The organism is Streptomyces sp. NPDC006012 (assembly GCF_042871185.1).
In the GTDB taxonomy this organism is placed as follows: Bacteria; Actinomycetota; Actinomycetes; order Streptomycetales; family Streptomycetaceae; genus Streptomyces.
In genome coordinates this window covers 1-23,996 of sequence record NZ_JBIAIE010000021.1, presented here as the reverse complement: position 1 = coordinate 23,996, position 23,996 = coordinate 1, and the positions used below count along the sequence as shown (strand labels likewise).

General features: G+C 72.4%; 16 protein-coding genes and 2 pseudogenes. 13 read left to right on the top strand and 5 right to left on the bottom strand.

The window, feature by feature from the left end:
- Positions 1 to 395: 395 nt before the first annotated feature.
- Positions 396 to 1,835 carry an NADP-dependent phosphogluconate dehydrogenase gene (gene gndA / locus ACFYPJ_RS28755; protein ID WP_389023176.1) on the bottom strand — a complete coding sequence of 480 codons (1,440 nt, stop codon included), beginning with the start codon at positions 1,833 to 1,835 and terminating at the stop codon, positions 396 to 398.
- Between the two features lie 276 nt (positions 1,836 to 2,111).
- On the opposite strand from gndA, the gene ACFYPJ_RS28750 reads away from it, so the two are divergent.
- Positions 2,112 to 3,464, top strand: a complete 1,353-nt coding sequence (locus tag ACFYPJ_RS28750) for a transglycosylase family protein (RefSeq protein ID WP_389023174.1) — start codon at positions 2,112 to 2,114, stop codon at positions 3,462 to 3,464.
- Here ACFYPJ_RS28750 and ACFYPJ_RS28745 read toward each other — a convergent pair.
- On the bottom strand, positions 3,454 to 4,665 hold the full coding sequence (locus ACFYPJ_RS28745; RefSeq protein WP_389023171.1) for a DMT family transporter: 1,212 nt from the start codon (positions 4,663 to 4,665) through the stop codon (positions 3,454 to 3,456). The two genes, ACFYPJ_RS28750 and ACFYPJ_RS28745, sit on opposite strands and share 11 nt — an antisense overlap.
- Positions 4,666 to 4,893: 228 nt before the next feature.
- Here ACFYPJ_RS28745 and ACFYPJ_RS28740 point away from each other — a divergent pair, with 228 nt between their 5' ends.
- From ACFYPJ_RS28740 to ACFYPJ_RS28725, 4 genes are all read left to right on the top strand, one after another.
- On the top strand, positions 4,894 to 5,715 hold the full coding sequence (locus ACFYPJ_RS28740) for a (2Fe-2S)-binding protein (protein ID WP_389023168.1): 822 nt from the start codon (positions 4,894 to 4,896) through the stop codon (positions 5,713 to 5,715).
- A 225-nt stretch (positions 5,716 to 5,940) separates the two neighbouring features.
- Positions 5,941 to 8,262 (top strand): GH92 family glycosyl hydrolase, encoded by a 2,322-nt coding sequence (locus tag ACFYPJ_RS28735; RefSeq protein WP_389023166.1) that lies wholly within the window; start codon positions 5,941 to 5,943, stop codon positions 8,260 to 8,262.
- Between the two features lie 144 nt (positions 8,263 to 8,406).
- On the top strand, positions 8,407 to 9,753 hold the full coding sequence (locus ACFYPJ_RS28730) for a wax ester/triacylglycerol synthase family O-acyltransferase (RefSeq protein ID WP_389023163.1): 1,347 nt from the start codon (positions 8,407 to 8,409) through the stop codon (positions 9,751 to 9,753).
- A gap of 137 nt (positions 9,754 to 9,890) precedes the next feature.
- On the top strand, positions 9,891 to 11,384 hold the full coding sequence (locus tag ACFYPJ_RS28725) for an SDR family NAD(P)-dependent oxidoreductase (protein ID WP_389023160.1): 1,494 nt from the start codon (positions 9,891 to 9,893) through the stop codon (positions 11,382 to 11,384).
- 56 nt (positions 11,385 to 11,440) lie between these two features.
- Here the strand turns inward: ACFYPJ_RS28725 and ACFYPJ_RS28720 are convergent, their stop codons facing one another.
- The gene (locus tag ACFYPJ_RS28720) at positions 11,441 to 11,836 is read right to left on the bottom strand and encodes a hypothetical protein (RefSeq protein WP_389023157.1); all 396 of its coding nucleotides are present in this window, start codon (positions 11,834 to 11,836) and stop codon (positions 11,441 to 11,443) included.
- A 452-nt stretch (positions 11,837 to 12,288) separates the two neighbouring features.
- Here ACFYPJ_RS28720 and ACFYPJ_RS28715 point away from each other — a divergent pair, with 452 nt between their 5' ends.
- Both ACFYPJ_RS28715 and ACFYPJ_RS28710 read left to right on the top strand, forming a co-directional pair.
- Positions 12,289 to 12,462 carry a hypothetical protein gene (locus ACFYPJ_RS28715; protein ID WP_389023155.1) on the top strand — a complete coding sequence of 58 codons (174 nt, stop codon included), beginning with the start codon at positions 12,289 to 12,291 and terminating at the stop codon, positions 12,460 to 12,462.
- Positions 12,463 to 12,520: 58 nt separating this feature from the next.
- Positions 12,521 to 13,007, top strand: a pseudogene (locus ACFYPJ_RS28710) (GNAT family N-acetyltransferase).
- Positions 13,008 to 13,075: 68 nt separating this feature from the next.
- Here the strand turns inward: ACFYPJ_RS28710 and ACFYPJ_RS28705 are convergent.
- A complete protein-coding gene (locus ACFYPJ_RS28705) occupies positions 13,076 to 14,419 on the bottom strand; it encodes an amidase (RefSeq protein ID WP_389023153.1) in 1,344 nt (447 codons plus the stop codon).
- A gap of 325 nt (positions 14,420 to 14,744) precedes the next feature.
- Here ACFYPJ_RS28705 and ACFYPJ_RS28700 point away from each other — a divergent pair, with 325 nt between their 5' ends.
- Entirely contained in the window at positions 14,745 to 17,117 is a 2,373-nt protein-coding gene (locus ACFYPJ_RS28700) for an alpha-L-fucosidase (protein ID WP_389023150.1), read from the top strand.
- A 264-nt stretch (positions 17,118 to 17,381) separates the two neighbouring features.
- Here the strand turns inward: ACFYPJ_RS28700 and ACFYPJ_RS28695 are convergent, their stop codons facing one another.
- Positions 17,382 to 18,428 carry a LacI family DNA-binding transcriptional regulator gene (locus ACFYPJ_RS28695; RefSeq protein WP_389023147.1) on the bottom strand — a complete coding sequence of 349 codons (1,047 nt, stop codon included), beginning with the start codon at positions 18,426 to 18,428 and terminating at the stop codon, positions 17,382 to 17,384.
- A gap of 250 nt (positions 18,429 to 18,678) precedes the next feature.
- On the opposite strand from ACFYPJ_RS28695, the gene ACFYPJ_RS28690 reads away from it, so the two are divergent.
- The 5 genes and pseudogenes from ACFYPJ_RS28690 to ACFYPJ_RS28670 form a co-directional block, all read left to right on the top strand.
- A complete protein-coding gene (locus tag ACFYPJ_RS28690; RefSeq protein ID WP_389023144.1) occupies positions 18,679 to 19,971 on the top strand; it encodes an ABC transporter substrate-binding protein in 1,293 nt (430 codons plus the stop codon).
- Between the two features lie 6 nt (positions 19,972 to 19,977).
- A complete protein-coding gene (locus ACFYPJ_RS28685; RefSeq protein ID WP_389023141.1) occupies positions 19,978 to 20,874 on the top strand; it encodes a carbohydrate ABC transporter permease in 897 nt (298 codons plus the stop codon).
- Positions 20,871 to 21,776, top strand: coding sequence for a carbohydrate ABC transporter permease (locus ACFYPJ_RS28680; protein ID WP_389023138.1), 906 nt, complete (start codon positions 20,871 to 20,873; stop codon positions 21,774 to 21,776). The genes ACFYPJ_RS28685 and ACFYPJ_RS28680 overlap by 4 nt, the downstream gene beginning before the upstream one ends.
- Before the next feature lie 44 nt (positions 21,777 to 21,820).
- Positions 21,821 to 23,077, top strand: coding sequence for a glycosyl hydrolase (locus ACFYPJ_RS28675; protein ID WP_389023135.1), 1,257 nt, complete (start codon positions 21,821 to 21,823; stop codon positions 23,075 to 23,077).
- Positions 23,078 to 23,364: 287 nt separating this feature from the next.
- Positions 23,365 to 23,996, top strand: a pseudogene (locus ACFYPJ_RS28670) (alpha-mannosidase); the annotation flags it as partial.

Sequence of the window (23,996 nt, the reverse complement as noted above, 5' to 3'; positions counted from 1 at the left end):
CAGAACCCTCACCCTCACCGATCCCACCCGGCCCAGAGCCACCCCCCACCCCCGAACCGGGCCCACCCCTGACCTGACCACCACCCCCACAAGGGGCGCGGGGAACTGCGCGCCCACCCGCACTCTTGCGGCAGTCGAACGTCGACCGGCCCGGTCGGTGTCCTGAGGTGTGCCGAGCGATTCACCTCCGGCCCTGGCAGACGCCCCGCCAGGGGGCGCGGGGAACTGCGCGCCCAGCCACACTCATGCCGCAGCCGGACGACGACCGACCCGACCCGCCCCGGAAGGCCCGGAGCCGGGCCACGACCGCAGGGAAGGCCGCGGGCCGGTCCGCCCACAACCGCACCCACCGCCCACAACCGCCCCCCACCCCCCGGCCCAACCCAGCGGAGCGCCTACGCCTCGACCTCAGACCGATCCCCACCCCACAGCGTGTGGAACGAACCCTCCCGGTCCACCCGCCGGTAGGTGTGCGCCCCGAAGAAGTCCCGCAGCCCTTGGATCAGCGCGGCCGGCAGGCGCTCGGCGCGCAGTGCGTCGTAGTAGGCGAGGGCAGCGGAGAAACCGGGGGCGGCGACGCCCTGCCGGGTCGCGGCCACCAGCACCTCGCGCCAGTCGTCCTGCGCTGCCGCGATCTCCTGCGCGAACGTCTCGTCGGACAGCAGGCTCGGCAGGTCCGGCCGGGCGTCGTACGCCGCGCGGATGCGGTCCAGGAACGCCGCCCGGATGATGCAGCCGCCGCGCCAGATGGAGGCGATCGCGCCGAGGTCGATGTCCCAGTCGTACTCCTCGCTGCCCGCGGCGATCTCGTGGAAGCCCTGCGTGTACGACACGATCTTCGACGCGTACAGCGCCTGCTCCACCCGGGCGGCGAAGGCCGCTGCCTCCGCCTCGCCGAGTGCGGCCGGCTTCGGACCGGCCAGGCCCTGCGAGGCCGCCCGCAGCGCCGTGTGGCCCGACAGCGAGCGGGCGAACACGGCCTCGGCGATACCGGAGACCGGGACGCCCAGTTCAAGGGCGATCTGGACGGTCCAGCGGCCGGTGCCCTTCTGTTCCGCCTGGTCCACCACCACGTCCACGAACGGCTTGCCCGTCGCCGCGTCCACATGGGACAGCACCTCGGCCGTGATCTCGATCAGATACGAGTCGAGCCGGCCCGTGTTCCAGGTGCGGAAGATGTCCGCGATCTGGGTGGGGGAGTACCCGGCGACATCGCGCAGCAGCTGGTAGGCCTCGCCGATGAGCTGCATGTCGGCGTACTCGATGCCGTTGTGCACCATCTTCACGAAGTGCCCGGCGCCGTCGGGACCGACATGGGTCACACAGGGCGCCCCGTCCGCGGCCTTCGCGGAGATCTTCTCCAGCATCGGGCCGAGGGAGCCGTACGATTCCTTGGAGCCGCCCGGCATGATGCTCGGGCCGTGCAGCGCACCCTCCTCGCCGCCGGAGATGCCCGCGCCCACGAAGTGGATGCCCTGCTCGCGCAAGTCGCGCTCGCGGCGCCGGGTGTCCGCGAAGTGGGCGTTGCCGCCGTCGATGATCATGTCACCGGGTTCGAGGAGCGGGGCGAACTCCTGGATCACCGCGTCGGTCGGCCGGCCGGCCTTCACCATGATGACCAGGCGCCGCGGCCGCTCCAGCGCCGCCACGAACTCCTCGGCGGTCTCGGCCGGCACGAAGGTTCCCTCGTGGCCGAACTCCTCCACCAGCGCCTCGGTGCGGGACGCAGTCCGGTTGTGCACCGCGACCGTGTATCCGTTGCGCGCGAAGTTGCGGGCGAGGTTGCGGCCCATGACCGCGAGACCTGTGACGCCGATCTGGGCTGAAGTGCTCATACGGATGGCTCCTAGTAGATCCTGGGCATCGGTGGTGCCGGTCGTGCCGTCAGTATTGCCCCTGACCATCCTGACTTGCCGGTAGGCCGACCGCACGTCCTGATTGTTCCGACCGCTTGCGCGGACATGCACTACAAGCCCCGGCTGTCGCAGACGTATTCCAATTGGTGCCGATTCCCGGACACTTGCCCCCCTGGAGCGGCTGATTGCTGTCTTGTCATGGCCAGTTCGCGGCCCTTACCTTTGCCCCTCCTGCTCATGTCGAGGGGGCTCTGAATGGCCGTACGCGGCCGGCATCGCCGGTACCAGCCGAACAGGATCAACCGCGCCTCGCTCACCGCCACGGCAGGCGGTGTCGGCATCGCGATCCCGCTGATCGGCGCCCCGACGGCTCACGCGGCCGACGTGGACACCTGGAGCAAGGTCGCCGCCTGCGAGTCCAGCGGCAACTGGAGCGTCAACACCGGCAACGGGTATGACGGCGGGCTGCAGTTCACGCAGTCCACCTGGGCGGCCTACGGCGGCACGAAGTACGCCCCGCGGGCCGATCTGGCCACCCGGGAGCAGCAGATCGCGGTCGCCGGGAAGGTGCTCGACGGGCAGGGACCCGATGCCTGGCCGGACTGCTCGCCCCGGTCGGGCCTCACCCGGGGCGATGTCTCCGGCACCCCTACGGAGAGCGCCGCGACCCGGGCCGCCCAGAGCGCGATGAGCGAGGTGCAGCCGCAGACCACGCCCCAGTCCCGGGCGGGCAGGGCGCGGATGTACACCGTGGTGCGGGGCGACACGCTCTCCGGCATCGCCTACGAGCACCGGGTGCGGGGCGGCTGGCAGCGGCTGTACTCCGCCAACCGGAGCACGGTCGGCGCCGACCCCGATCTGATCCTGCCGGGACAGCGGCTGGACCTCCAGGCCGAGGCGGTCCCGGCCACCGGGCGCCGCACCGGAACCCGGCCCGCGGAGAAGCCCGCTGAGGCGGAGAAGGCCGCACCGGAGTCGAGGAAGCCGGCCGAGGCGAAGAAGCCGGCCAGCACGAAGAAGGCCACGAAGGCGGAGCGGGCCGAGGCGGAGCGGAAGGCCGCCCAGCAGGCGAAGAAGACCTCTCCCGAGGCGAAATCCAAGGCGAAACCCCCAACGAGACCCGAGGCGAAACCCGATACGAAGAAGGACACCTCGGGGGCGAAGAAGGCGGCCGGCAGCACGCACTCCTCGTCGTCCGGCACCCACTTCCGCGTCGCGCCCGTGAGCGCCGGAACGGGCACGCAGTACCACGCCTCTGGCAGTCACTGGTCGAAGGGCTACCACACCGGAGTCGACTTCCCCGTGCCCACCGGTACCCCGGTCAAGGCGGTCGGGGCCGGGCACGTGGTCTCGGCGGGGTGGGGCGGCTCGTTCGGCTACCAGGTGGTGATCCGGCACGCCGACGGCCGCTACACCCAGTACGCCCATCTGTCGGCGATCTCCGTGAAGGCCGGCCGGCCGGTGACCGCCGGGCAGCGCATCGGCCGTTCGGGGTCCACCGGGAACTCCACGGGCCCGCATCTGCACTTCGAGGTGCGTACGGGCCCCGGCTTCGGCACGGACATCGACCCGCTCGCCTACCTCCGGGCCGGCGGCGTCAGGATCTGACCTCGGCGCAGTGCGGGTCCGGGGACGCCAGCGGCAGGCAGACCCCGCTGTGGAACGGGCCGTAGGAGGCGGAGAGCACGTACGTGGCCGACGTCCCCCCTCCGCCTTCGCGGTCGGGCCCTCCGTCCGGAGGCACGAAGGCCCTCGGCTCGGGCGCCGGACCAGGGTCCGACGGCGTCGTCCTTCGCTCGGCCGCCCGGCCGGGACCCGGTTGCGCGCGCTCCGCCGCACCGCGCTGGTGCGGCAGTCCGGCGAGCGGCTCCCCGGCCGCCACGGGCCCGGCGAGCGCGGACAGAGGCAGCGACCCGGCACCGGCACCGGCCGCGGTCAGCGGCTCGACGGGGAACTGCTCGGCGGGGAGCGGTTCCGCGGGCCTGGTGCGTTCGGTCGTCAGCAGGATCAGGCCGCCCGCCGTCAGCACGCCACAGCCCAGGGCGAGAGCCGTGCCCGCGCCGCCGTGCCGGAACGTCTCGCCGAACAGCGTGATGCCGACCGCGGCGGCCAGCACCGGGTTCACCACGGTCAGCGTGGCGAGCGGCGCGGCCAGACCGCCGCCGCGGTACGAGGCCTGCGACAGCAGCACACCGCCGACGGCGAACACACCGATCACGGCCAGCGACGGCAGGTCCGCCAGGGCGATCCCGTGCGTCCAGTCGACCGCGACGGTCTTGGTGAACACGGAGGACATGCCGAAGGCCGTGCCGGACGCGGTGGCGAGCAGCACGCTGCGCACCGCCCGGTGCCGGCGCACCGCCCGGCCCGCGATCATCAGCGCCACGACCGCACTGCCCGTGACGAGCCCGACCTCCACCTGCTCGGTGCCGTCGAGCGACCGCCCGTCGGACGTGCCGACCAGGGACAGCAGTCCCGCGAGGCCCACCGTGGCCATGACCGCGCCGCGCCAGGCCGTGCCCCCGGCCCTGCGGCCGACGAACAGCGCCGCCATGGGCAGGGCGAACACTATGGTCAGGGCGCCCAGCGGCTGCACCAGGCTGAGCGGGCCGTAGGCCAGGGCCACCACGTGCAGCAGTCCGCCGAGTCCGTTCAGCGCCATCGCCGTCCACCAGTTCCCGCGGCGCAGCAGCCCGTACCGTTCGCCGGGGGAGGAGGACACCGCGATCTGCTCCTGCACGATCGCTCCGCCGGCGTAGGCGACGGCGGAGACGAACGAGAGCACCACGGACAACGCGAGGGCACTCATGAACTGCCCCTCTGCGTGAAGCCGAGGCGCGGGGCCCGGCGCGGCGAACGATCTTCTTCCATGTTCAACACTCTGCCGGTACCGGTGCTTCCCGTCGTCGTACTTGAGCAGGCAATGCGTCCTACCGCGGATGGAGTACGGCCCTGCCCCGGTCATCCCATGGACGGGTGACGCGGGGTGTACACCCCGTTTCACCGTGCCGTTTCGGGCCTGGTACTACTCCTGTCCGTGGACCTCGACCCCGATCTCGCCGCGCTCCGTCCCCTCGGCGGCTTCTTCGTCCTGCGCACGACCGGACCCGCGGGCGCGGCGCCGCCCCGGCCCCTGCCGACGCTCGCGGACGCCTACGACCTGGCGAGCCCGGGCGACGTGACGATGCCGGGTGATGTCACGAGGCCGGGCGGTGCAACGAGGCCGGAGGACGCCACCAGGCCGGACGCGTACGGCAGTCCGCTCGCGCTCCGCGTGGGGGTCGTCGCGCGGCGCCTGCGCGCATCCGAGCCACGGGTGTGCGCGTCCATCACCCAGCAGGGGCTCGCGGCCCGGCTGTGGTCGGTGGCGCTAGGCTGCGCCGCCCTGTACGGCGGTGTCCCCGATCTCGACCCGCGCCTGCTGCGCTGGGACCCGGACGCGGCGGCCCCCGACGACCTGTGGCTGACCGAGGTGCGCGCGCTGCCCGCGACCGCCGCCGTGCTCGCGGAGACCGTCCTGCACGGCCATCTCCGGCCCCTCGGGGAGGCGTTGCGTGCCCGCTACGGGACCGCCGCGGGTCTGCTGTGGGGCAACGCCGGCGCGGCGCTCGCCGGGGCGGCCCGCGAACTGGACCGCTGGGCGCGCGGCAGCGGCCGCGGCGACGTCGCGGACCGGGCCCGCGCGCTCACCGCGGAACTCTTCGCGCACCCGCCGCTGAGCGCCACCGGCATCTTCAGCGGTACGGCCTTCCGGCGCCGCAGTTGCTGCCTCTACTACCGCGTCCCCGGCGGCGGGATCTGCGGCGACTGCTGTTTCACCCGGCCGCCGCGCCCCGCCCCGCCCGCCGTCTCCGGGTGACCGGGAGGTGACACCTGCGGCACCGGCTCCGCTCCCGGAGCGGGCAGGTGACCGAGAAACAGAGGCACCACCGGTCGGGTCGGCGGGCGCCGCGGAGTCGCGCACCGGCGTCCGGCACCGCCGTGCGGGCGACGCGCCGCGGACGGTCCCCGTGGGATCCCGGGCTTGCGGACCCCCGGACCTCAGGATGCAGGCAACGATGTCGAGATCCGGAGGTCATCCGAGATGAGAGTGACCTGGCGACCGCGGCTGTGCCTGGCCGGGGTGATGGCGGCGACCGTGTTGTTCGCCACTCCCGCCGCACGGGCCGCAGAGCCGACCGTCGGCCACCTCACCGACCTGGTCAACCCGTTCATCGGAACCCAGAACGAGGGCAACACCTTCCCCGGCGCCACCGTGCCCTTCGGCATGGTGCAGCTGTCCCCGGACACCGGGCACAGGACCGGCTACGACTACTCCCACGGCCGCATCCGCGGCTTCTCCCTGGTCCATCTCTCGGGCGTCGGCTGCCGCCTCGGCGGCGACCTGCCCGCGCTGCCGACCACGGGCGAGGTCACACAGACGGACTACGCCCGGTACGCCGCCGCGTTCCGCCACGACGACGAGCGGGCGAGCCCCGGCTACTACCGGGTCGGCCTGGCGTCCGGGATCGGCGCCGAACTGACCGCGACCGCGCGCACCGGCGTGCAGCGCTACAGCTTCCCCGCCACCGACAAGGCCAACGTCCTGCTGAACGCGGGTCAGGCGCTGCACAAGGCGGTCTCCAGCAGGGTGGAGATCCTCGACGACCGTACGGTGCGCACCGAGATCACCGGCCGCGGCTTCTGCCGGGACACCCTGCCCTACACCGTGTACACGGTCACCCGCTTCGACCGGCCGTTCACCGCGTACGGCACCTGGGACGGCGGAACCGTCACCCCCGGGTCGCGGACCGGGTCCGGGGGCGCCTACCTGCGCTTCGACACGACCCGGGAGCGCACCGTCACGGCCACCACCGCCCTGTCGTACGTCGACGCGCAGGGCGCGGCGGCCAACCTGCGCGCGGAGGGCCGCCGTTCCTTCGACGCCGTGCGCGACGCGGCCCGGCGGGCGTGGGAGGACCGGCTGGGCACGGTCCGCGTCGTCGGCGGCGCGGAGCAGCAGCGGCGCACCTTCTACTCGTCGCTGTACCGGTCCTTCCTGGCCCCCAACGTCGGCAACGACGCCGACGGCCGCTACCTGGGCTGGGACCAGAAGGCCCACCGCGCGCGGGACTTCACCTACTACCAGAACTGGTCGCTGTGGGACACCTACCGCACCCAGTGCCAGCTCCTCGGCCTGCTCGCCCCGCGGGAGGCCCGTGACATGGCGGTCTCGGTGGTCCGGGTGGGCGAGGAGGGCGGCTGGCTGCCCAAGTGGGGGTACGGCACGGTCGAGACGAACATCATGACCGGCGACCCGGTCACCCCGTTCCTGACCAACGCCTACCAGCAGGGTCTGCTCAAGGGCTACGAGGAGCGGGCCTACCGCGTGCTGAAGCAGAACGCCGACGGCGTGCCGCCGGCCAGGGTGCCGATGGCGGGCCGCGAGGCCAACGCCGAGTACATCGCGCACGGCTTCGCCCCGTACGACAAGGACCGCCCGCGGGCCAAGCTCGGCGACTCGGACTACCACCAGGGCGGCTCGGTGACGCTGGAGTACGCCCTGTCGGACGCGATGCTCGCGCAGATGGCACGCGGCCTCGGCCACACCGCGGACGCCGCACGGTACGCGGCCCGCGCGCGCAACTACCGCAACGTCTTCGACCCCTCGACCGGCTTTTTCCGGGCCCGGGACACCTCCGGCGCCTTCACCGGACCGGCCGACCCGGCGCGCGGCGTCGGCTTCCACGAGGGCACGCCCTGGCAGTACCAGTGGCTGGTCCCGCAGGACCTGCCCGGCATGGTGGACCTGATCGGCGGCACCCGGGCGGCCAACGAGCGGCTGGACGCCTTCTTCGCCTACGACCGGCTGCTGGCCGACCCGGCGGGCACCGCCCGCGAGGTGTGGGTGCACGGCGATCCGTACGCGTACTACAACGCCGACAAGTACAACCCGCAGAACGAGCCCGACCTCATCGCCCCGTACACGTATCTCTCCACCGGCCGGCCGTGGCAGACGACCGACGTGGTGCACGCGGCGCTGACCCTGTTCACCGACACCCCGACCGGCGTGACCGGCAACGACGACCTCGGCACCATGTCGGCCTGGCACGTGCTGTCGTCCATCGGCCTCTTCCCGGTGCAGCCCGGATACGGCACCTGGGGCCTGTCCACGCCCGTCTTCGACCGCGTCGACCTCACCCTGGACCGGCGCCACTGGCCGCGCGGCGGGCTGACCGTCACCGCGCCCGGCACCTCGGCCGCCGACCGCTACATCCAGTCGGCCCGGACCGACGCGGTGCCGTACCAGCGGACGTATCTGACCACCCCCGCGCTGCGCGGTCTGCGCTCCCTCGCGTTCACGGTCGGCCCGCGCCCGTCTGAGTGGGGCACCTCGCCCGGGGCGGCGCCTCCTGCCCTGACGTGACCTCAGGCGCCTCAAGAGTCCCACCCCTTTTGGCGGGGTGGGACTTTAATATGTCGTTAACTATGCGTAGTTTGATAATACTTGACCGTAATTGTGGATCGGGGTTGACTGCTCGTCCACTCACCGCCGATCCGAGGCAAGCCATTGACTTCCGATCTGCTCGCCCCCCTAGACCTGGCGTTCTGGAACATCGAATCCGATCTGCACCCGATGCACCTGGGCGCGCTCGGCGTCTTCACCGCGCACTCGCCCACGGCCGGCGCGCACGCCGCCGACCTGCTCGCCGCCCGTGCCGCCGCCGTGCCCGGGCTGCGCATGCGCATCCGGGACGTGTGGCAGCCGATCAGTTCCCCGCTGGCCCTCCCGCTCGTCTTCGGCGGGGCGGCCCGCGAACCCGATCCCGGCTTCGACCCCATGGACCACGTGCGGCTGCACGAGCCCACCGAGGACTTCCAGACCGTCGCGGGCCGGCTGATGCAGTGCCCGCTGGAGCGCGGCCGGCCGCCCTGGGAGGCGCACGTCCTGCCCGGTGCGGACGGGGTCCGCTTCGCCGTGCTGTTCAAGTTCCACCATGCCCTGGCCGACGGCCTGCGGGCGCTCAAGCTCGCCGCCGGAGTGCTCGACCCGGTCGACCTGGGCCCTGGGCGCGATGCCCGCCCCGCCGAGCCGCCGAGCCGTCCGGTGCCCGACGTGCGCAGACTGCCCGGCCTGCTGCGGGGGGCCCTGTCCGACGTCGGCCGCGCCCTCGACATCGGCGCCGCCGTCGCCCTGTCCACGCTGGACGCGCGCTCCTGCCCGGCGCTGTCCGCCCCCTCCAGCGGCAGTCGCCGCACCGCGGGCGCCGTCCTCGACATCGACGACGTGCACCGGATCCGCAAGGCCGCCGGCGGCACCGTCAACGACGTACTGATCGCCGTGGTCGCCGGCGCCCTGCGCCGCTGGCTCGACGAGCGCGGCGACGGCAGCGAGGGGGCCGCGCCGCGCGCGCTCATCCCCGTCTCCAAGCGCCGCCCGCGCACCGCCCACCCGCAGGGCAACCGGCTCTCCGGCTACCTGATACGGCTTCCGGTGGGCGACCCCGACCCGCTGCGCCGCCTCGGCACGGTCCGTGCCGCGATGGACCGCAACAAGGACGCGGGACCCAACCGGGGCGCCGGTGCCGTGGCGCTGCTCGCCGACCACGTGCCCGCGCTGGGGCACCGGCTCGGCGGCCCGTTCGTCGGCCAGGCCGCCCGGCTCTGGTTCGACATCCTGGTCACCAGCGTGCCGCTGCCCGGCCTCGGCCTGCGCCTCGGCGGGCAGCAGCTGACCGAGGTCTACCCCTTCGCCCCGCTCGCCCCCGGCCAGTCCCTGGCGGTCGCGATCTCGACCTACCGCGGCCGGGTCCACTACGGACTCGTCGCCGACGCGCGGGCCGTGCCCGACCTCGACCGGCTGGCCCGGGCGGTGACGGACGAGACCGAGGCCCTGATCGCGGTCTGCGAGCCCTGATCGCCGCGCCGCCCGGCCCGTACGCAGCAGGTATCCGCCGAACGGGTTTGGCGGTGCGGCCGGGGGCTCCGTAAAATTCCGCCTTCGACGGCAGGCGCGACCGGAGCGCCGTGCGGTGATCAGGGAACGGCAGTGCGATGACGGTGACAGAGGACGGCCCGACGGCCCCGGAGGCGACCTACGAGGCCGGTGAAGAGGCGGCGTACGGGCCGGGCATCGACCCCGAACGCCTCGCCGTGTGCCTCGGCGTGCTGGCGGAACTCGACGGGATCGAGGTCGACCACCCCGACGCGATCCAGGTGCGCCGGGCCACCTCGCACCTCTACCGCACGGTCAAGCAGCGCCGCCGCCAGGAGCGCCGCGCCGCCAAGACCGCCCACGACAAGGCGGTCACCGAGGCCACCGCGACCGGTTCCGCCCAGCGCATCGACGACGAGACCGAGGGCGTCCTGCCTTCCTCCTCGACCGGTCAGGGCCAGATCGCGGGGATACTGCAGCGCCCCCGCTCCTGCTACATCTGCAAGCAGCGCTACGTCGAGGTCGACTACTTCTACCACCAGCTCTGCCAGCAGTGCGCCGCCGAGAACCGGGCCCGCCGGGACGCCCACGCCGACCTCACCGGCAAGCGCGCGCTGCTCACCGGCGGCCGGGCCAAGATCGGGATGTACATCGCGCTCCGGCTGCTGCGGGACGGCGCGCACACGACGATCACGACGCGGTTCCCGAACGACGCGATCCGGCGCTTCAAGGCCCAGCCCGACAGCGACGAGTGGATCCACCGCCTGAAGATCGTCGGCATCGATCTGCGCGACCCCGCCCAGGTGGTGGCGCTGGCCGACTCGGTCGCCGCCGCGGGCCCGCTCGACATCCTGATCAACAACGCGGCGCAGACCGTACGGCGCTCCCCGCAGGCGTACGGCGAACTGGTGGCCGCCGAGTCCGCCCCGCTGCCGGCCGGCGAGCTGCCGGCGGCCGAGGTGATCGGCACCTTCGGCTCCGGCGCGGTCGCCGAGCTGCCGATCGCCGGCGGCGCCCTGACCGCCGCGGACGTGACCTCGCTGGCGCTGGTCTCCGGCTCGGCGTCCCTGGAGCGCATCGCGGCCGGTACGGCGATCGATGCGGGCGGGCTGGTCCCCGACCTGCACGACACCAACAGCTGGATCCAGTCGGTGGACGAGGTCACGCCGGTGGAGCTGCTGGAGGTCCAGCTGTGCAACTCGACGGCGCCGTTCATCCTGATCAGCCGGCTGCGCCCGGCGATGGCCGCTGCGGCGGCCCGGCGGACCTACGTCGTGAACGTGTCCGCCATGGAAGGCGTCTTCGACCGCGGCTACAAGGGCGCGGGACACCCGCACACCAACATGGCCAAGGCCGCGCTGAACATGCTCACCCGCACCAGCGCCCAGGAGATGTTCGAGAAGGACCGCATCCTGATGACGGCCGTGGACACCGGGTGGATCACGGACGAGCGTCCGCACCCCGACAAGATCCGGCTCGCCGAGGCGGGGTTCCACGCCCCGCTGGACCTGGTGGACGGCGCCGCGCGCGTCTACGACCCGATCGTGCGCGGCGAGTCGGGCGAGGACCTGTACGGCGTCTTCCTCAAGGACTACGCACCCGGCAAGTGGTGACCGCGCCCCGGAACCGGGGGCGGGGCGAAGCCACCACAGGCCGCCGGCGGGTGGCGTCAGTCGACGGCGCCCAGCCGGGAGTGCCGTGCCGCCACCAGTTCCAGGACCGTGCGCCAGTCCTCCAGGACCCCCGCGTCGAAGGCGGCGGTCCGGCCCTCCTCGGTCGCGTGGCGCAGCCGCTGGAGATCGTCGTCGGCGGCCGGTCCGCGGTCGCTCACCAGGCCGTACACCCGCTCGCCGAGCAGCGGACGCACGGCCTGCGCGGCGCGGGTCGCCTGCCCCGCCGGGTCACCGGGGCACAGCACCTGCCCGATGCCCGGCACCAGCCCCGCCACCTGGAGCTCCTTGTCGGCGGGGCGGGCGCGGCGCAGCAGCGCGGCGGTGCGCAGCGCGTGCTCGTACCGGCAGGCGTACAGCAGATCCATCAGCTCCTCGACGCTGCGCAGCTCCATGCGTCAGTCCTCCTGCGAGACAGCCGTTGCCTGGCGTCAGCAGATCATGGGGAGCTTGCGACCCGGCCAACGGCACTTGAACTGCACAGCGCTGGGGTCCTGTGTTCGATGGTTGCTCCGAACGGATGATCTTTAGTGGCGCATTACGTTACAAACAGGAGCAAGATGGTGTCGACGGTGCACGGAGTGACGCACAGAAGTTACAGCTTGTTTTCGCTCCCGATCGAGCGGACCCCCGCTCATTTGGTTAGTCTGGTGGATGGCGGACCACACCACCGGGTCCACCCACACCCACGGTCCGTCCCGGGGCCGGTTCACCACAGCCGGCTCTGCTACGAGTGACCGGCGCCACCGCGTCCGAACCGACCCTTCAGGCCCGAGCGGGCGTCGAGCACCGGACCGCACCTTGCCCGGTACGCCCCGAGGGTGACCCGACACATAAGGAGTGCGCGGTGACACCGGAGAAGACGAATTGCGATCAGCGCCCCAAGGAACGCCCGGAGCGGGCGAGCCGCCGGCCCGGAGAGCTCGGCAGCCTCGACGTGTGGGCGCGGTCCGCGCCGATCCGTCTTGCGGGCTACGAGGACGACCTCGCCGAACCCCACATCCTGCCGAGCGTCGACTGACCCAGGGCCGCTTCGGCGCGATCGCCGGCGCATGGGCGTGCGTGCGAGACTCACGCCCATGCTGATCAGAGAGGCCGCGGCCGGCGACTGGCCGCGGATCTGGCCGTTCTGGCACCGGATCGTCGCCGCAGGCGAGACCTACACCTGGGACCCGGACACCCCCGAGGAGACGGCCCGCGCCCTGTGGATGGATCCGGCCAAGAAGGTGTACGTCGCCGAGGACCCGGCGGGCACGGTGCTCGGCTCCGCCCGCCTCGGCCCCAACTACGGCGGCCCCGCGGCCGACGTCGCGGGCGCGGCCTTCATGGTGGACCCCGACCGGGCCGGCCGGGGCGTCGGCCGGGCCCTCGCCGCACACGTCCTGGCCGAGGCCGCCGCGCAGGGCTACCGCGCGATGGTCTTCAACGCGGTCGTCGAGACCAACCCGGCCGTGGCGCTGTGGACCTCCCTGGGTTTTCGGAATCCTCGGTACGGTGCCCGAGGTCTTCGACCACCCCCGGCACGGCCGAGTGGGCCTGCACATCATGTACCGGGCGCTCGACTGACCAGGGCGGCCGGCGTCCGCGCCCCCGTCCCGGCCGGGGGCTCACGCCGGTCGCTCCGTGTCCCGCGCCTACCCGACGGGCGCCGTCCGCCGCCAGGGGCGTATCTCCTCCAACTGCTGGGCGAGGGCCAGCAGATCGCTCTCCGTTCCGGGACGGCCGACCAGTTGCACGGCACAGGGTGCGCCCGAGGGCAGGGTGCCGAACGGGACGGACATCGCGGGCCAGCCGGTCAGGTTCCAGGTCCCGGTCAGCGGCGCGTACCGCCCGTTCACGAGGACGTTGCGCAGCCAGCCCCGCTCGTGCCACGGCCCGGCCGGCGGTGAGTGCCGGGCGAGCGCCGGCGTGAGCAGGATGTCGTGCCCGGCGAAGAACGCGGTCATCCGGGCGCGCAGGCGCTCGCGCCCGCCGTCGGTGGGGACCGAGCCGGCGAACCGGCGGCCCACCGCCGCCTGCACCCGGGTGCGGCGGGCCAGCCGCGCCGGATCGAGACCCTCGGCGTCCTTCGCGGTGCCCGCCGACCAGTGCCGCAGCGCGGTGACACCCAGCGAGGCCGGATACGGCGGCTCGGCACGCCGGACCCGATGGCCCGCCCCGGCCAGCAGGTCCGCCGCCGCCCGGACCGCGTTCGTATACGGCCGGCTGACGAGGACCCCGGCGAGCGGGCTGCGCAGCGACACCGCGATCCGGCGCGGCACCGGCGTGCCAGGCGGCGGGAACGGCACGTCCGCGAGGACCGAGAGGGTCAGCCGCAGATCGCCCACCGTGGTCGCCAGCGGCCCGTTCTCCGCCATGCCGAACCAGTCGCCGTTGCCGATCCCGGCCGGCACCACCCCGTACCCGGGCTTCAGCGTGACCAGCCCGCAGTTGGCCGCGGGGATGCGCAGCGAACCCATGCCGTCGTTGCCGAGCGCGACCGGTGCCATCGCGGCGGCGACCGCGGCCGCGCTGCCGCCCGACGAGCCGCCCGCCGTGCGTGTGACGTCCCAGGGGTTGCGGGCGGTGCCGTGCACGCCCTCCGTGGTGCCGAAGACGCAGAGTTCCGGCACATTGGTGAGGCCCACGACCAGCGCGCCCGCCGCGCGCAGCCGGGCGACGGTGAGATGGTCCGCGGCGGCGGGTGTGTCGGGGGTGGCGGCGGAGCCGTTGCGGCTCGACTCGCCGCGCACGGCGAGGTTGTCCTTGACGGCCAACGGCACGCCGGCGAGGGGAAGTCCGGTCAGATCGGAGCGGGCCGCCAGGTCCTCCGCCTCCGCGAGCACGGCCTCGGCACGGACGGTCCGGAACGCGCCGATCCGGCCGTCCAGCCGTTCGATCCTGGCCAGGTGCTCGGCCACCACCTCGCGGGGCGCGGCCCGCTTCTCTCGTACGGCGGCGGCGATCTCGGCGGCGGTGCGGCCGACCCAACTCGTCACGGGCGCTCCTGGGGTCCGGGGTGTGAGGGAGGGTGCCTACTCGTGAGTACGCAGAGAGAACTGTGCCCCGTCCGGGGCCTCGCGTCGAGAGGCCGTGGACCCCGAACGCCTGCCCTGTCCTCGGGTTTTGCACGCCCTGGCCGGCGGCCGGCGCCGCTGTGACGGGCCGGTCGCCTGCCGGGCGGCTGTCGGATGCCTACCGGGCGTCCGCTGGTCGGCTCCCTGGTCATCCGACCAATGACTCAACTGCTATGACTCCGGCACCCATTGACAGTCATCCGGAACCCGCTCAATCTTCAGACATCCGATGAATGGGGAGCCGCTCATGAGTACGTATCCCAGACGTCAAGTTCTCGGTGCCACGGCGGTGGCCGCCGCCTCGGCCGCCCTGCCGCTCACCGCCGTCCCGCAGGCCCGAGCCGCCACCGAGGCCCCAGCCGGCCTGCAGGCCCGCACCGACGGACCACCCGCCCCCTGGGGCACGGTCCCCGACCCGCTGACGGTGCCGCTCACCGGCCTGTTCGACAACGACGGCATCGACAGCGCGGCCGCCCCGGGCGGTGACTTCGACGGCTCGGGCTACACCTTCCCGGGCGAGGAACTGCCCGCCGGCCGGATCGAGGTCGACGGCGTGCCCTTCGACTTCCCCGCCTCGACCGAGGGCACCCCGAACAACGTCGTCGCCCTCGGCCAGCGCATCGACCTGCCCGCGGGCCGCTACCTGTCCGCCGTCTTCCTCACCGCGGGCAGCTACGGCAACGCCTCCGGCCGGGCCACCGTGCACTACGCCGACGGCACGACCACCAACGCCGGCCTCGGCGGCGCCGACTGGTACGCGGCGGGCGGCTCGCTGTCGACGCCCTACCGGTACCGGCCCGACGGCACGAAGGACGAGCACGGCGTCGGGATCGGGACCTCGGACGTGTGGATCGACCCGCAGCGGGACGCGGTCGCGATCACGCTGCCGGTCACCAACCCGGCAGCGGAGGGGAAGACTGCCCTGCACGTCTTCGCGCTCAGCCTGCAGCCGGTCGCCCAGGGACGGGCGCTGATCCTGCGGGACGCGCGTTCCACCCAGTCCCTCCTGGAGTCCAGCGGCGCCCAGAGCGTCGAGGCCACCGTCCTCAACGCCGGCACCGTCGCCGTCCTCGCGGCCGACGACGTCGCCGTGCGCGTCGACGTGCCGGGCGCCCGGACCGTCGAGCCCGCCCGCATCCGCCGCCTGGGCCCCGGCGAGCAGACCCGCGTCCGCGTCGGCATCCGCAACGGCGCGGGCACCGCACCCGGCACCGTGCAGGACGGCACGGTCCGCGTGCAGGGACGGGGCGCCGAAGCCGCCGCGCTCCAGCGGAAGCTGACCCTCGGCACGGCCGAATACCAGGCCACCGACGGCTCCCTCGCCGGCCACCAGGCGCCCTACTGGTTCCAGGACGCCAAGTTCGGCATCTTCATCCACTGGGGCGTCTACTCCGTGCCCGCCTGGTCGCCGGTCGGCAAGCAGTACGCCGAGTGGTACTGGAACCACATGCAGGACCCGGGCAACGCCGTCCACGCGTACCACCGGGACACCTACGGCGAGGACTTCGCCTACGACGACTTCATCCCGCGCTTCACGGCCGAGAGGTTCGACCCCCGGTCCTGGGTGGAACTGTTCCGGGACGCGGGCGCCCAGTACCACGTCCTCACCTCGAAACACCACGAGGGCTTCGCCCTGTGGGACACCAAGGTCTCCGACCGCAACTCCGTGCGGATGGGCCCGAAGCGGGACCTGGTCAGGGAACTCTTCGAGGCGTCCAGGCGCTACACCCCCGAACTCCACCGCGGGCTGTACTTCTCCATGCCCGAGTGGTTCAACCCCGACAACCCCTGGATGGGACACGCCCCGCGCAACCCGTACACCCTCCAGTCCGTCCCGTACACCGGCTACACCGCGGGCAAGGACTACGTGAAGGACTACCAGGCCGCGCAGATGCTGGAGCTGATCCACGGCTACGACCCGGCGATCATCTGGTGCGACATCGGCGGCGCCAACGACAGCCTGCGGGTCCTCGCCGAGTACTTCAACCACGCCAAGGACCGCGCCCGGCCCGTCGAGGTCGCCGTCAACGACCGTTCGGGCATTTCCTTCCACGACTTCACGACCCCCGAGTACACGACGTACGACAGCACGGTGGTCGCCAAATGGGAGGCCAGCCGGGGACTCGATCCGCGCAGCTACGGCTACAACCAGGCGACCCCGGACTCCGCCTACATGACGACCGAGGAGGTCGTGCACAGCCTCGTCGACATCGTCTCGAAGAACGGCAACTTCCTGCTCGACATCGGCCCCCGCGCCGACGGCACGATCCCGGAGATCATGCAGACCCGGCTGCGGGAGACGGGCCAGTGGCTGCGGGTCAACGGCGAGGCGATCTACGGGACGACGTACTGGTCGTCGATGGCGCAGCTCGGCGAGGACCTGCGCTTCACGGTCCGCCCCGGCGCCGCCTTCTACATCCACTCGCTGGCCGAGCCGGGCGCGAAGCTCACCGTCGAGGCGCCGGTGCCCGTCCGCAGCGGCGACAAGGTGACGATGCTGGGCCATGACCGGCCCCTGACCTGGCACATCAGCAACGGCGCCCTGGTCGTCGACGTCCCCGCGGCCGCCCGGAAGGCGGGCCGGCACGCATGGGTCTTCAAGGTGGAATGGCGCAGCTGACGCAGGGACGGACGCCCACGGCCGAGCGCCGCGGGCCGTGGAGCGGGCCGGTGGTGTCCTCGCTGCCGGCCCGGCACCACGGGGAGGGGCCGCACCGCTCCTCCCCGGCCATGAAGGACGCCGTGGTGCCCAGGGCGACGACCCGTGCGCCGGGCCACGGTCCGCCGCCCGGCGCGAGCGGCCCTGCTCCGGCCCCTGCCGCCCCCGGGCCGCACGGCCCGTCCGCCGCCCGCCGCGGCGCGTGCACCCCGCGGCGGGCCGGACTCAATCCGCCCGCACGACCGCCGTGCTGTCCCGCTCGATCAGCCGTGGCACCGGAACCCGCACGGTCCGCGCCGGGCCGCCGTCCAGCAGTGCCAGCAGCTCCCGCGCCGCCGTGCACCCGAACTCCACGCTGTCCCGCGACAGCGCGGACAGCCACGGCTTGACGATGCGGCACAGCGCCGAGTCCTCCCAGGCCACCACCGACAGGTCGGCCGGCACCGAGAAACCCAGCTCGGACGCGGCGGCCACGCCGGCGACCGCCATCACGTCGTTGTCGTAGACGAGGGCGGTCGGCGCGGCGGCGGAGTCCAGGACCCGGCGCGTGACGGCGGCGGCCTCCGTGTCCGAGTAGTCGGTGGTCACCGACTCCACCTCGCCGAGGCCGCGCCGCTTGGCCTCGGCCCGCAGCGCGCGGATGCGGCGCCGGGTATGGGCGAGGGCCGGCAGCCCCGCGATGTGCACGATCCGGCGATGGCCCAGCGCGGTCAGCTCGTCGACCACCGAGGCCATCGCGCCCGCGTCGTCCGCCCACACGGTGGACAGACCCTGGTGGCCCTCGTCCGGCGCCCCGCCGATCAGCACCGCGGGCAGGCCGAGCTCGTTGAGCAGACCGGGACGCGGGTCCTCGGCCCGCGGGTCGACCACCAGGACACCGTCCACCCGGTGCTCCGCCCACCAGCGCCGGTACACCGCGCACTCGTCGCCGATGTCCTCCACCACCTGGAACAGCAGCCCGAGATGGCGTTCCGCCAGCACTTCCTGGATGCCGGAGACCAACTGCAGGAAGAACGAGTCGACGCCGAGCGTGTGCGCGGGCCGGGCCAGGACGAAACCCACCGTGGCCGCGCCCTCGCCGGAGAGCGCGCGGGCCGCCGTGTTCGGCCGCCAGCCCAGTTGCTCGGCGACCCGTTGCACTCGGGCCCGGGTGGTCTCGGAGACCCCGGGTCTGCCGTTGAGCGCGAAGGACACCGCGCTCTCGGAGACCCCGGCGCGGCGCGCGATGTCCTTCATCGTCGGCCGGCGTGCCGGTGTCCGCTTGGCTGGCACCCTGCCCCCTTCTCCGCCGGCGTCCGCGCGGCGATCCACTAATGCGCTTGAGCGCAAGCACTCTAAAGCGCATTAGCGATCGTGACAATCCCCTTCGCGTACCGGCGGATGCACCGTCGACAGCGATGTGACCAGGGACATCCGGCAACTAATGAATTTAGCTGGCGAAATCCGTTGACTTGCTCGCCGAGCGGCGTGCAATGTCTGGCCGGGCAACTTCGGTCCATCCACTGCAAAGGAGCAAGGGACTGTGCGTATCTCCCGTAGAACCTTCACGACGGCCGCTGTCGCCGCTCTCGTCCTGCCGCTGAGCGCCTGCGGATCGGGCGGTGACGGCGGCGGTTCGACCGATGCCTCGGGCAAGGTCGAGGGTGACATCACCTTCCAGACCTGGAACCTGCGCGCCAACTTCAAGTCGTACTTCGAGGGCGTGATCGCGGACTTCGAGAAGAAGTACCCGGGCACTCACGTCAAGTGGATCGACCAGCCGGCCGAGGGCTACCCCGACAAGCTCAGCGCCGACGCGGCCGGCGGCACCCTGCCCGACGTCGTCAACGTCTCTCCCGACCTGCTCGCCCCGCTCGCCAAGGCGGGCCTCGCCCTCGACCTCGACAAGTCCGCCGGCCAGTACAAGAAGGAGTACCTGGACGGCGCCTGGAGCGGCAATCGGATACCGGGGCTGACCGGCACGTACGCCTTCCCCTGGTACCTGAACACCGGACCGCTGTTCTACAACAAGTCCCTCTTCAAGCAGGCGGGCCTCGACCCGGAGCAGCCCCCGAAGACCTATGACGATCTCTTCGCGGACGCACTGAAGATGGCGAAGCAGAGCAAGGGCAAGGTGGCCACCCTCGCCAATGTGCCCACCATCGAGGACTTCGGCCGCTACGGCGCCCAGCTCATGAACGACCAGGGCACCGGCTTCGCCTTCAACGACGCGAAGGGCGTGGAACTCCTCACGAAATACAAGGAGTTGTTCGACGCCAAGGCCCTCGACCCGCAAGCCCTGACCGCGACCCCGGAGTCCTCGGGGAAGAAATTCCTCACCGGGGCCGTAGCCATGAACCCCGGCAGCGCGCTCGACCTCGGCAACTTCAAGAAGAACGCGCCGAACCTGTACAAGAACATCGGCATCACCGACCAGATCACCAGCACCGGCCACGTCAACATGTACGTGATGGGCGTGATGGTCAACTCCCGGACCAAGCACACGCCCGCCGCCGTCGCCTTCGCGCACTACGTGACCGACGCGCAGAACCAGATGTCGTTCGCCAAGCAGGTCGCCATCTTCCCGAGCACCGCGGGCTCCCTGGACGACCCGTACTTCACCAAGGAGGACGGCACCGACGACACCCGGGTGCGCGTCGCCGCCGCCAAGTCCCTGAAGAACGCCGTGAACTACACACCGGTCCTGTTCAGCGACCAGATGAAGACGGCGCTCGGCAACGAGGTCGCCAAGGCGCTCCAGGGCAAGGAGAGCCCCAAGTCGGCTCTCGACAACGCCGTCAAGGCCTGCGACCAGCTCCTCACGCAGCAGGGCTGAGCGGACATGGCGAATCTCACGGTACGGATCCGGGTACGGCGCCATCTGCCCACCAGCCCCTGGCTGTTCGCCGCCCCGGGGCTGCTGGTCGCCGGCGCCTTCGTGCTCTACCCGTTCCTCTCCACGCTGGTCAACGCCTTCACCGACCGCCGCACCCTGATCCCGGGCCGCTTCGTGGGCCTCGCCAACTTCCGCGAACTGCTCCACGACGACACGTTCTGGACCGCGCTGCGCAACAGCACGCTGTACGTCGCCGTCGTCGTCCCGGCCCTGGTCGTCCTGCCGCTGTTGCTGGCGCTGCTGGTGCAGAAGAACATCCCCGGCATCGCCTTCTTCCGGTCCGCCTTCTACACCCCCGTCGTCGCCTCGATCGTCGTGGTCGGGCTCATCTGGGTGTGGATGCTGGACGACCGCGGCCTGATCAACTCCCTCCTGGGGACCGTCGGGCTCGGCAAGGTCGGCTTCCTCAGCGACCAGTGGCTGCTCCTGCTGAGCGCCATGGCCGTCACCGTCTGGAAGGGCCTCGGCTACTACATGATCATCTACCTCGCCGCGCTGGCGAACGTGCCCCGCGAACTGCACGAGGCCGCCGCCGTGGACGGCGCGGGCGCCGTGCGGCGCTTCCGCACGGTCACCGTGCCCGCCGTGCGCTCCACCATGGTCCTGGTCGCCGCCCTGTCCTCGGTCGCCGCGTTCAAGGTGTTCTCCGAGGTGTACCTGATGGCGGGCCCGAACGGCGGCCCGGCCGGCGAGGACACCACCCTCGTGATGCTCGTCCAGCGCACCGGCACCGGTCTGACCGGCCGGGTCGGCTACGCCTCCGCCCTGTCCGTCGTCGTCTTCGTGGTCACCGTCGCACTGATGCTGCTGGTCATGCGCGCCGACCGGAGGGAGGAGTCATGACCGTCACCGAGAAGACAACGGCCGGGCCACGGCCCGCCACCGGCCGGCCGCCCCGGATCACCGACGAGCACGGCCGTCGGGTCCCCGGCTGGGAACTCGTCCTGCGCTACGTCCTGCTGCTGGTCGTCCTGGCCGTCACCGTCGGCCCGTTCGTGTGGCAGCTGGCCACCTCACTCAAGGGCCCCACCGAGGACATCTTCAGCTCGCCGCCGACGTTCCTGCCCAGCCACCCCACCCTGCACAACTACACCAGGGTCGCCGACACCATCCCCGTCTGGGACTACGCCCTCAACTCGCTGAAGGTCGCCGCCGCCAGCGTCGTCACCAACTGCGTGGGTTCAGCGCTCGCCGGATATGCCCTGGCCCGGCTGCGCTACCGGGGCCGCCGGGTGGCCGTCCTCGTCTTCGTCCTGGCGATGCTCGTGCCCGTGGAGGGCATCATCATCGCCCAGTTCACGACCATGCGGGACCTCGGCCTGAACAACACGCTGACCGGGGTGCTGCTGCCCGGCTGCGTCAACGCCCTGAACGTCCTGCTGATGCGCAACGCCTTCAGCAACCTCCCCTACGAGATCGAGGAGGCGGCCTTCGTCGACGGCGCCAACGCCTGGCAGCGCTTCCTGTGCATCGCCCTGCCCGCCGTCAAGGGCACCCTCGCCGTCGTCGCGATCTTCGCCTTCATGAGCGCCTGGGACGACTTCCTGTGGCCGCTCATCGTGCTGAGCGACCCGTCCAAGTTCACCCTCACCGTCGGACTCAACTATCTGCACGGCACCTTCGCCAACGACGAACGCCTCGTCGCCGCCGGCACGGTCATCGCCGTCGCCCCGCTGATCGCCCTGTTCGCCTGCCTGCAGCGGTACTTCTTCCGCGGCGTCGGCGAGGGCGCGGTGAAGGGCTGAGACACCCGAACTCCCCACGTACGCACTGAAGAACCGGGAACTCCATGTCCTCTGCCGTGCGCTTCGGCGTCAACTACACCCCCAGCCAGGGGTGGTTCCACCACTGGCTCGACTTCGACCCGGACTCCGTACGCGCCGACCTCGACTCGATCGCCGCGCTGGGCCTGGACCACATCCGCGTCTTCCCGCTGTGGCCCGTCTTCCAGCCCAACCGCACCCTGATCAGGCCGCGCGCCATCGAGCACCTGGTGGCGCTCGCCGACGCCGCCGCCGAACGCGGACTCGACGTCAACGTCGACGGGCTCCAGGGCCATCTGTCGAGCTTCGACTTCCTGCCCGCCTGGACCCGGACCTGGCACCGGCGCAACATCTTCACCGACCCGGACGTGGTCGAGGGCGAGGCCCACTACCTGCGCACCCTGGCCGCCGCCCTCGCCGACCGGCCGAACTTCATCGGCATGACCGTCGGCAACGAGGTCAACCAGTTCGCCGCCGGGCCGCACCCCGACCCCGACCGCATCACCCCCGACCAGGCGGAGCGCTGGCTGACCCGGCTGCTCGCCGCCTGCGCCGAGGGCGCCCCGGACAAGCTGCACCTGCACGCCTCGTACGACGCCGCCTGGTACCAGGACGACCAGCCGTTCACCCCCGCGCACTCGGCCCGCATCGGCGACCTGACCGCCGTGCACTCCTGGGTGTTCAACGGCACCGCCCAGCGCCACGGACGGGTCTCCGTGCCGACCGAGCACCACGCCGCCTACCTGGTCGAGCTGAGCAAGGCATGGGCCGACGACCCGCACCGCCCCGTCTGGCTCCAGGAGGTCGGCGCCCCCGCCCCGCTGATCCCGGCCGAGCACGCCGCCGCCTTCACCGAAGCCACGGTCGCGAACGCGCTCGACTGCCCCGGTCTGTGGGGTATCACCTGGTGGTGCTCGCACGACGTCTCCCGTGACCTCGCCGACTTCCCCGAACTCGAATACGGGCTCGGCCTGCTCACCAACGACCGGCGGCCCAAGGACCTCGCCCGCGTCCTCGCGGCGGCGGCCCGGCAGCCGCGGCCGGCGCCCGCCACCCGCGCCACCGCCCTCGTCGTCCCCGCCGATCCGGCCCGGCGTTCCCACTGCGCCCCCGGCGGGCCCGTCTTCGACGCCTTCTTCCGGCTGGTCGCCGACGGGGCCCGGCCCACCACCGTGCTGGACGAGCGGGCGGACGACCGCGACCACCTGGCCGCGCGCGGCATCACCGAAGTCGTCACTCCCGATCAGGTGCTCCCCGCCCCACCGGGAGGCACCCGCCGGTGAACCCCACCACACGCACCGTCCCGCTCGGCGGCCCTGACACCCGCCCGGCCCGCCCTGCCGGTCCCACGCGCCGCCACCCCGCCCACCGGCACCGGAGTCTCTTCCCGTCGGCACCCGGCGCTTTCCCGGCGGGCATACTTCGTGACCGGCCCCCAGCCCGGGCAGGGCGAACGGGAGGCACGATTCGACGTGCGCGCGGTGGGGGAGCTGTACTCCTCGTCGGCCCCCGCGACCGCCACCCACACCTGGTAACCACCAGCTGACGTACGACCTACGGAGCATCCCGTATGCATGACGACCGAAGCCTCGTCGAGGGCCGCCTCAAGCGCGTCCTCGACGAGCGCATCCGTCCCGCCGTCCACCCCGAGTCCGTGCCCCTGAAGGTCACGGTCTGGCACGCCCCCGGCGAACCCGTGCCGGTCGAGGAGGGGCTTGCCGCCGAGACCGAGCCGATCGAGGTGGGCGCGCGCTGGGGTGCTCCGTGGGGCACCAGCTGGTTCCGGGTGACCGGGACCGTCCCGGAGACCTGGGCCGGGCGCACCGTCGAGGCCCTGCTCGACCTCGGCTTCGACGAGAACATGCCCGGCTTCCAGTGCGAGGGCCTGGTCTACCGGCCGGACGGCACCCCGGTGAAGGGCCTCAACCCGCGCAACCAGTGGGTCCGCATCGGGGCGCCCGTCGCGGGCGGCGAGGAGGTACGGCTGCACGTCGAGGCCGCCTCCAACCCCGTCATCCTCGACTACCACCCCTTCCTGCCCACACAGCTCGGCGACAAGGAGACCGCGGGCACCGAGCCGCAGTACACGCTGACCCGCATGGACCTCGCCGTCTTCGACGAGACGGTGTGGAACCTGGTCATGGACCTGGAGGTGCTCGGCGAGCTGATGGCCGAGCTGCCCGTGGAGTCGGCCCGCCGCTG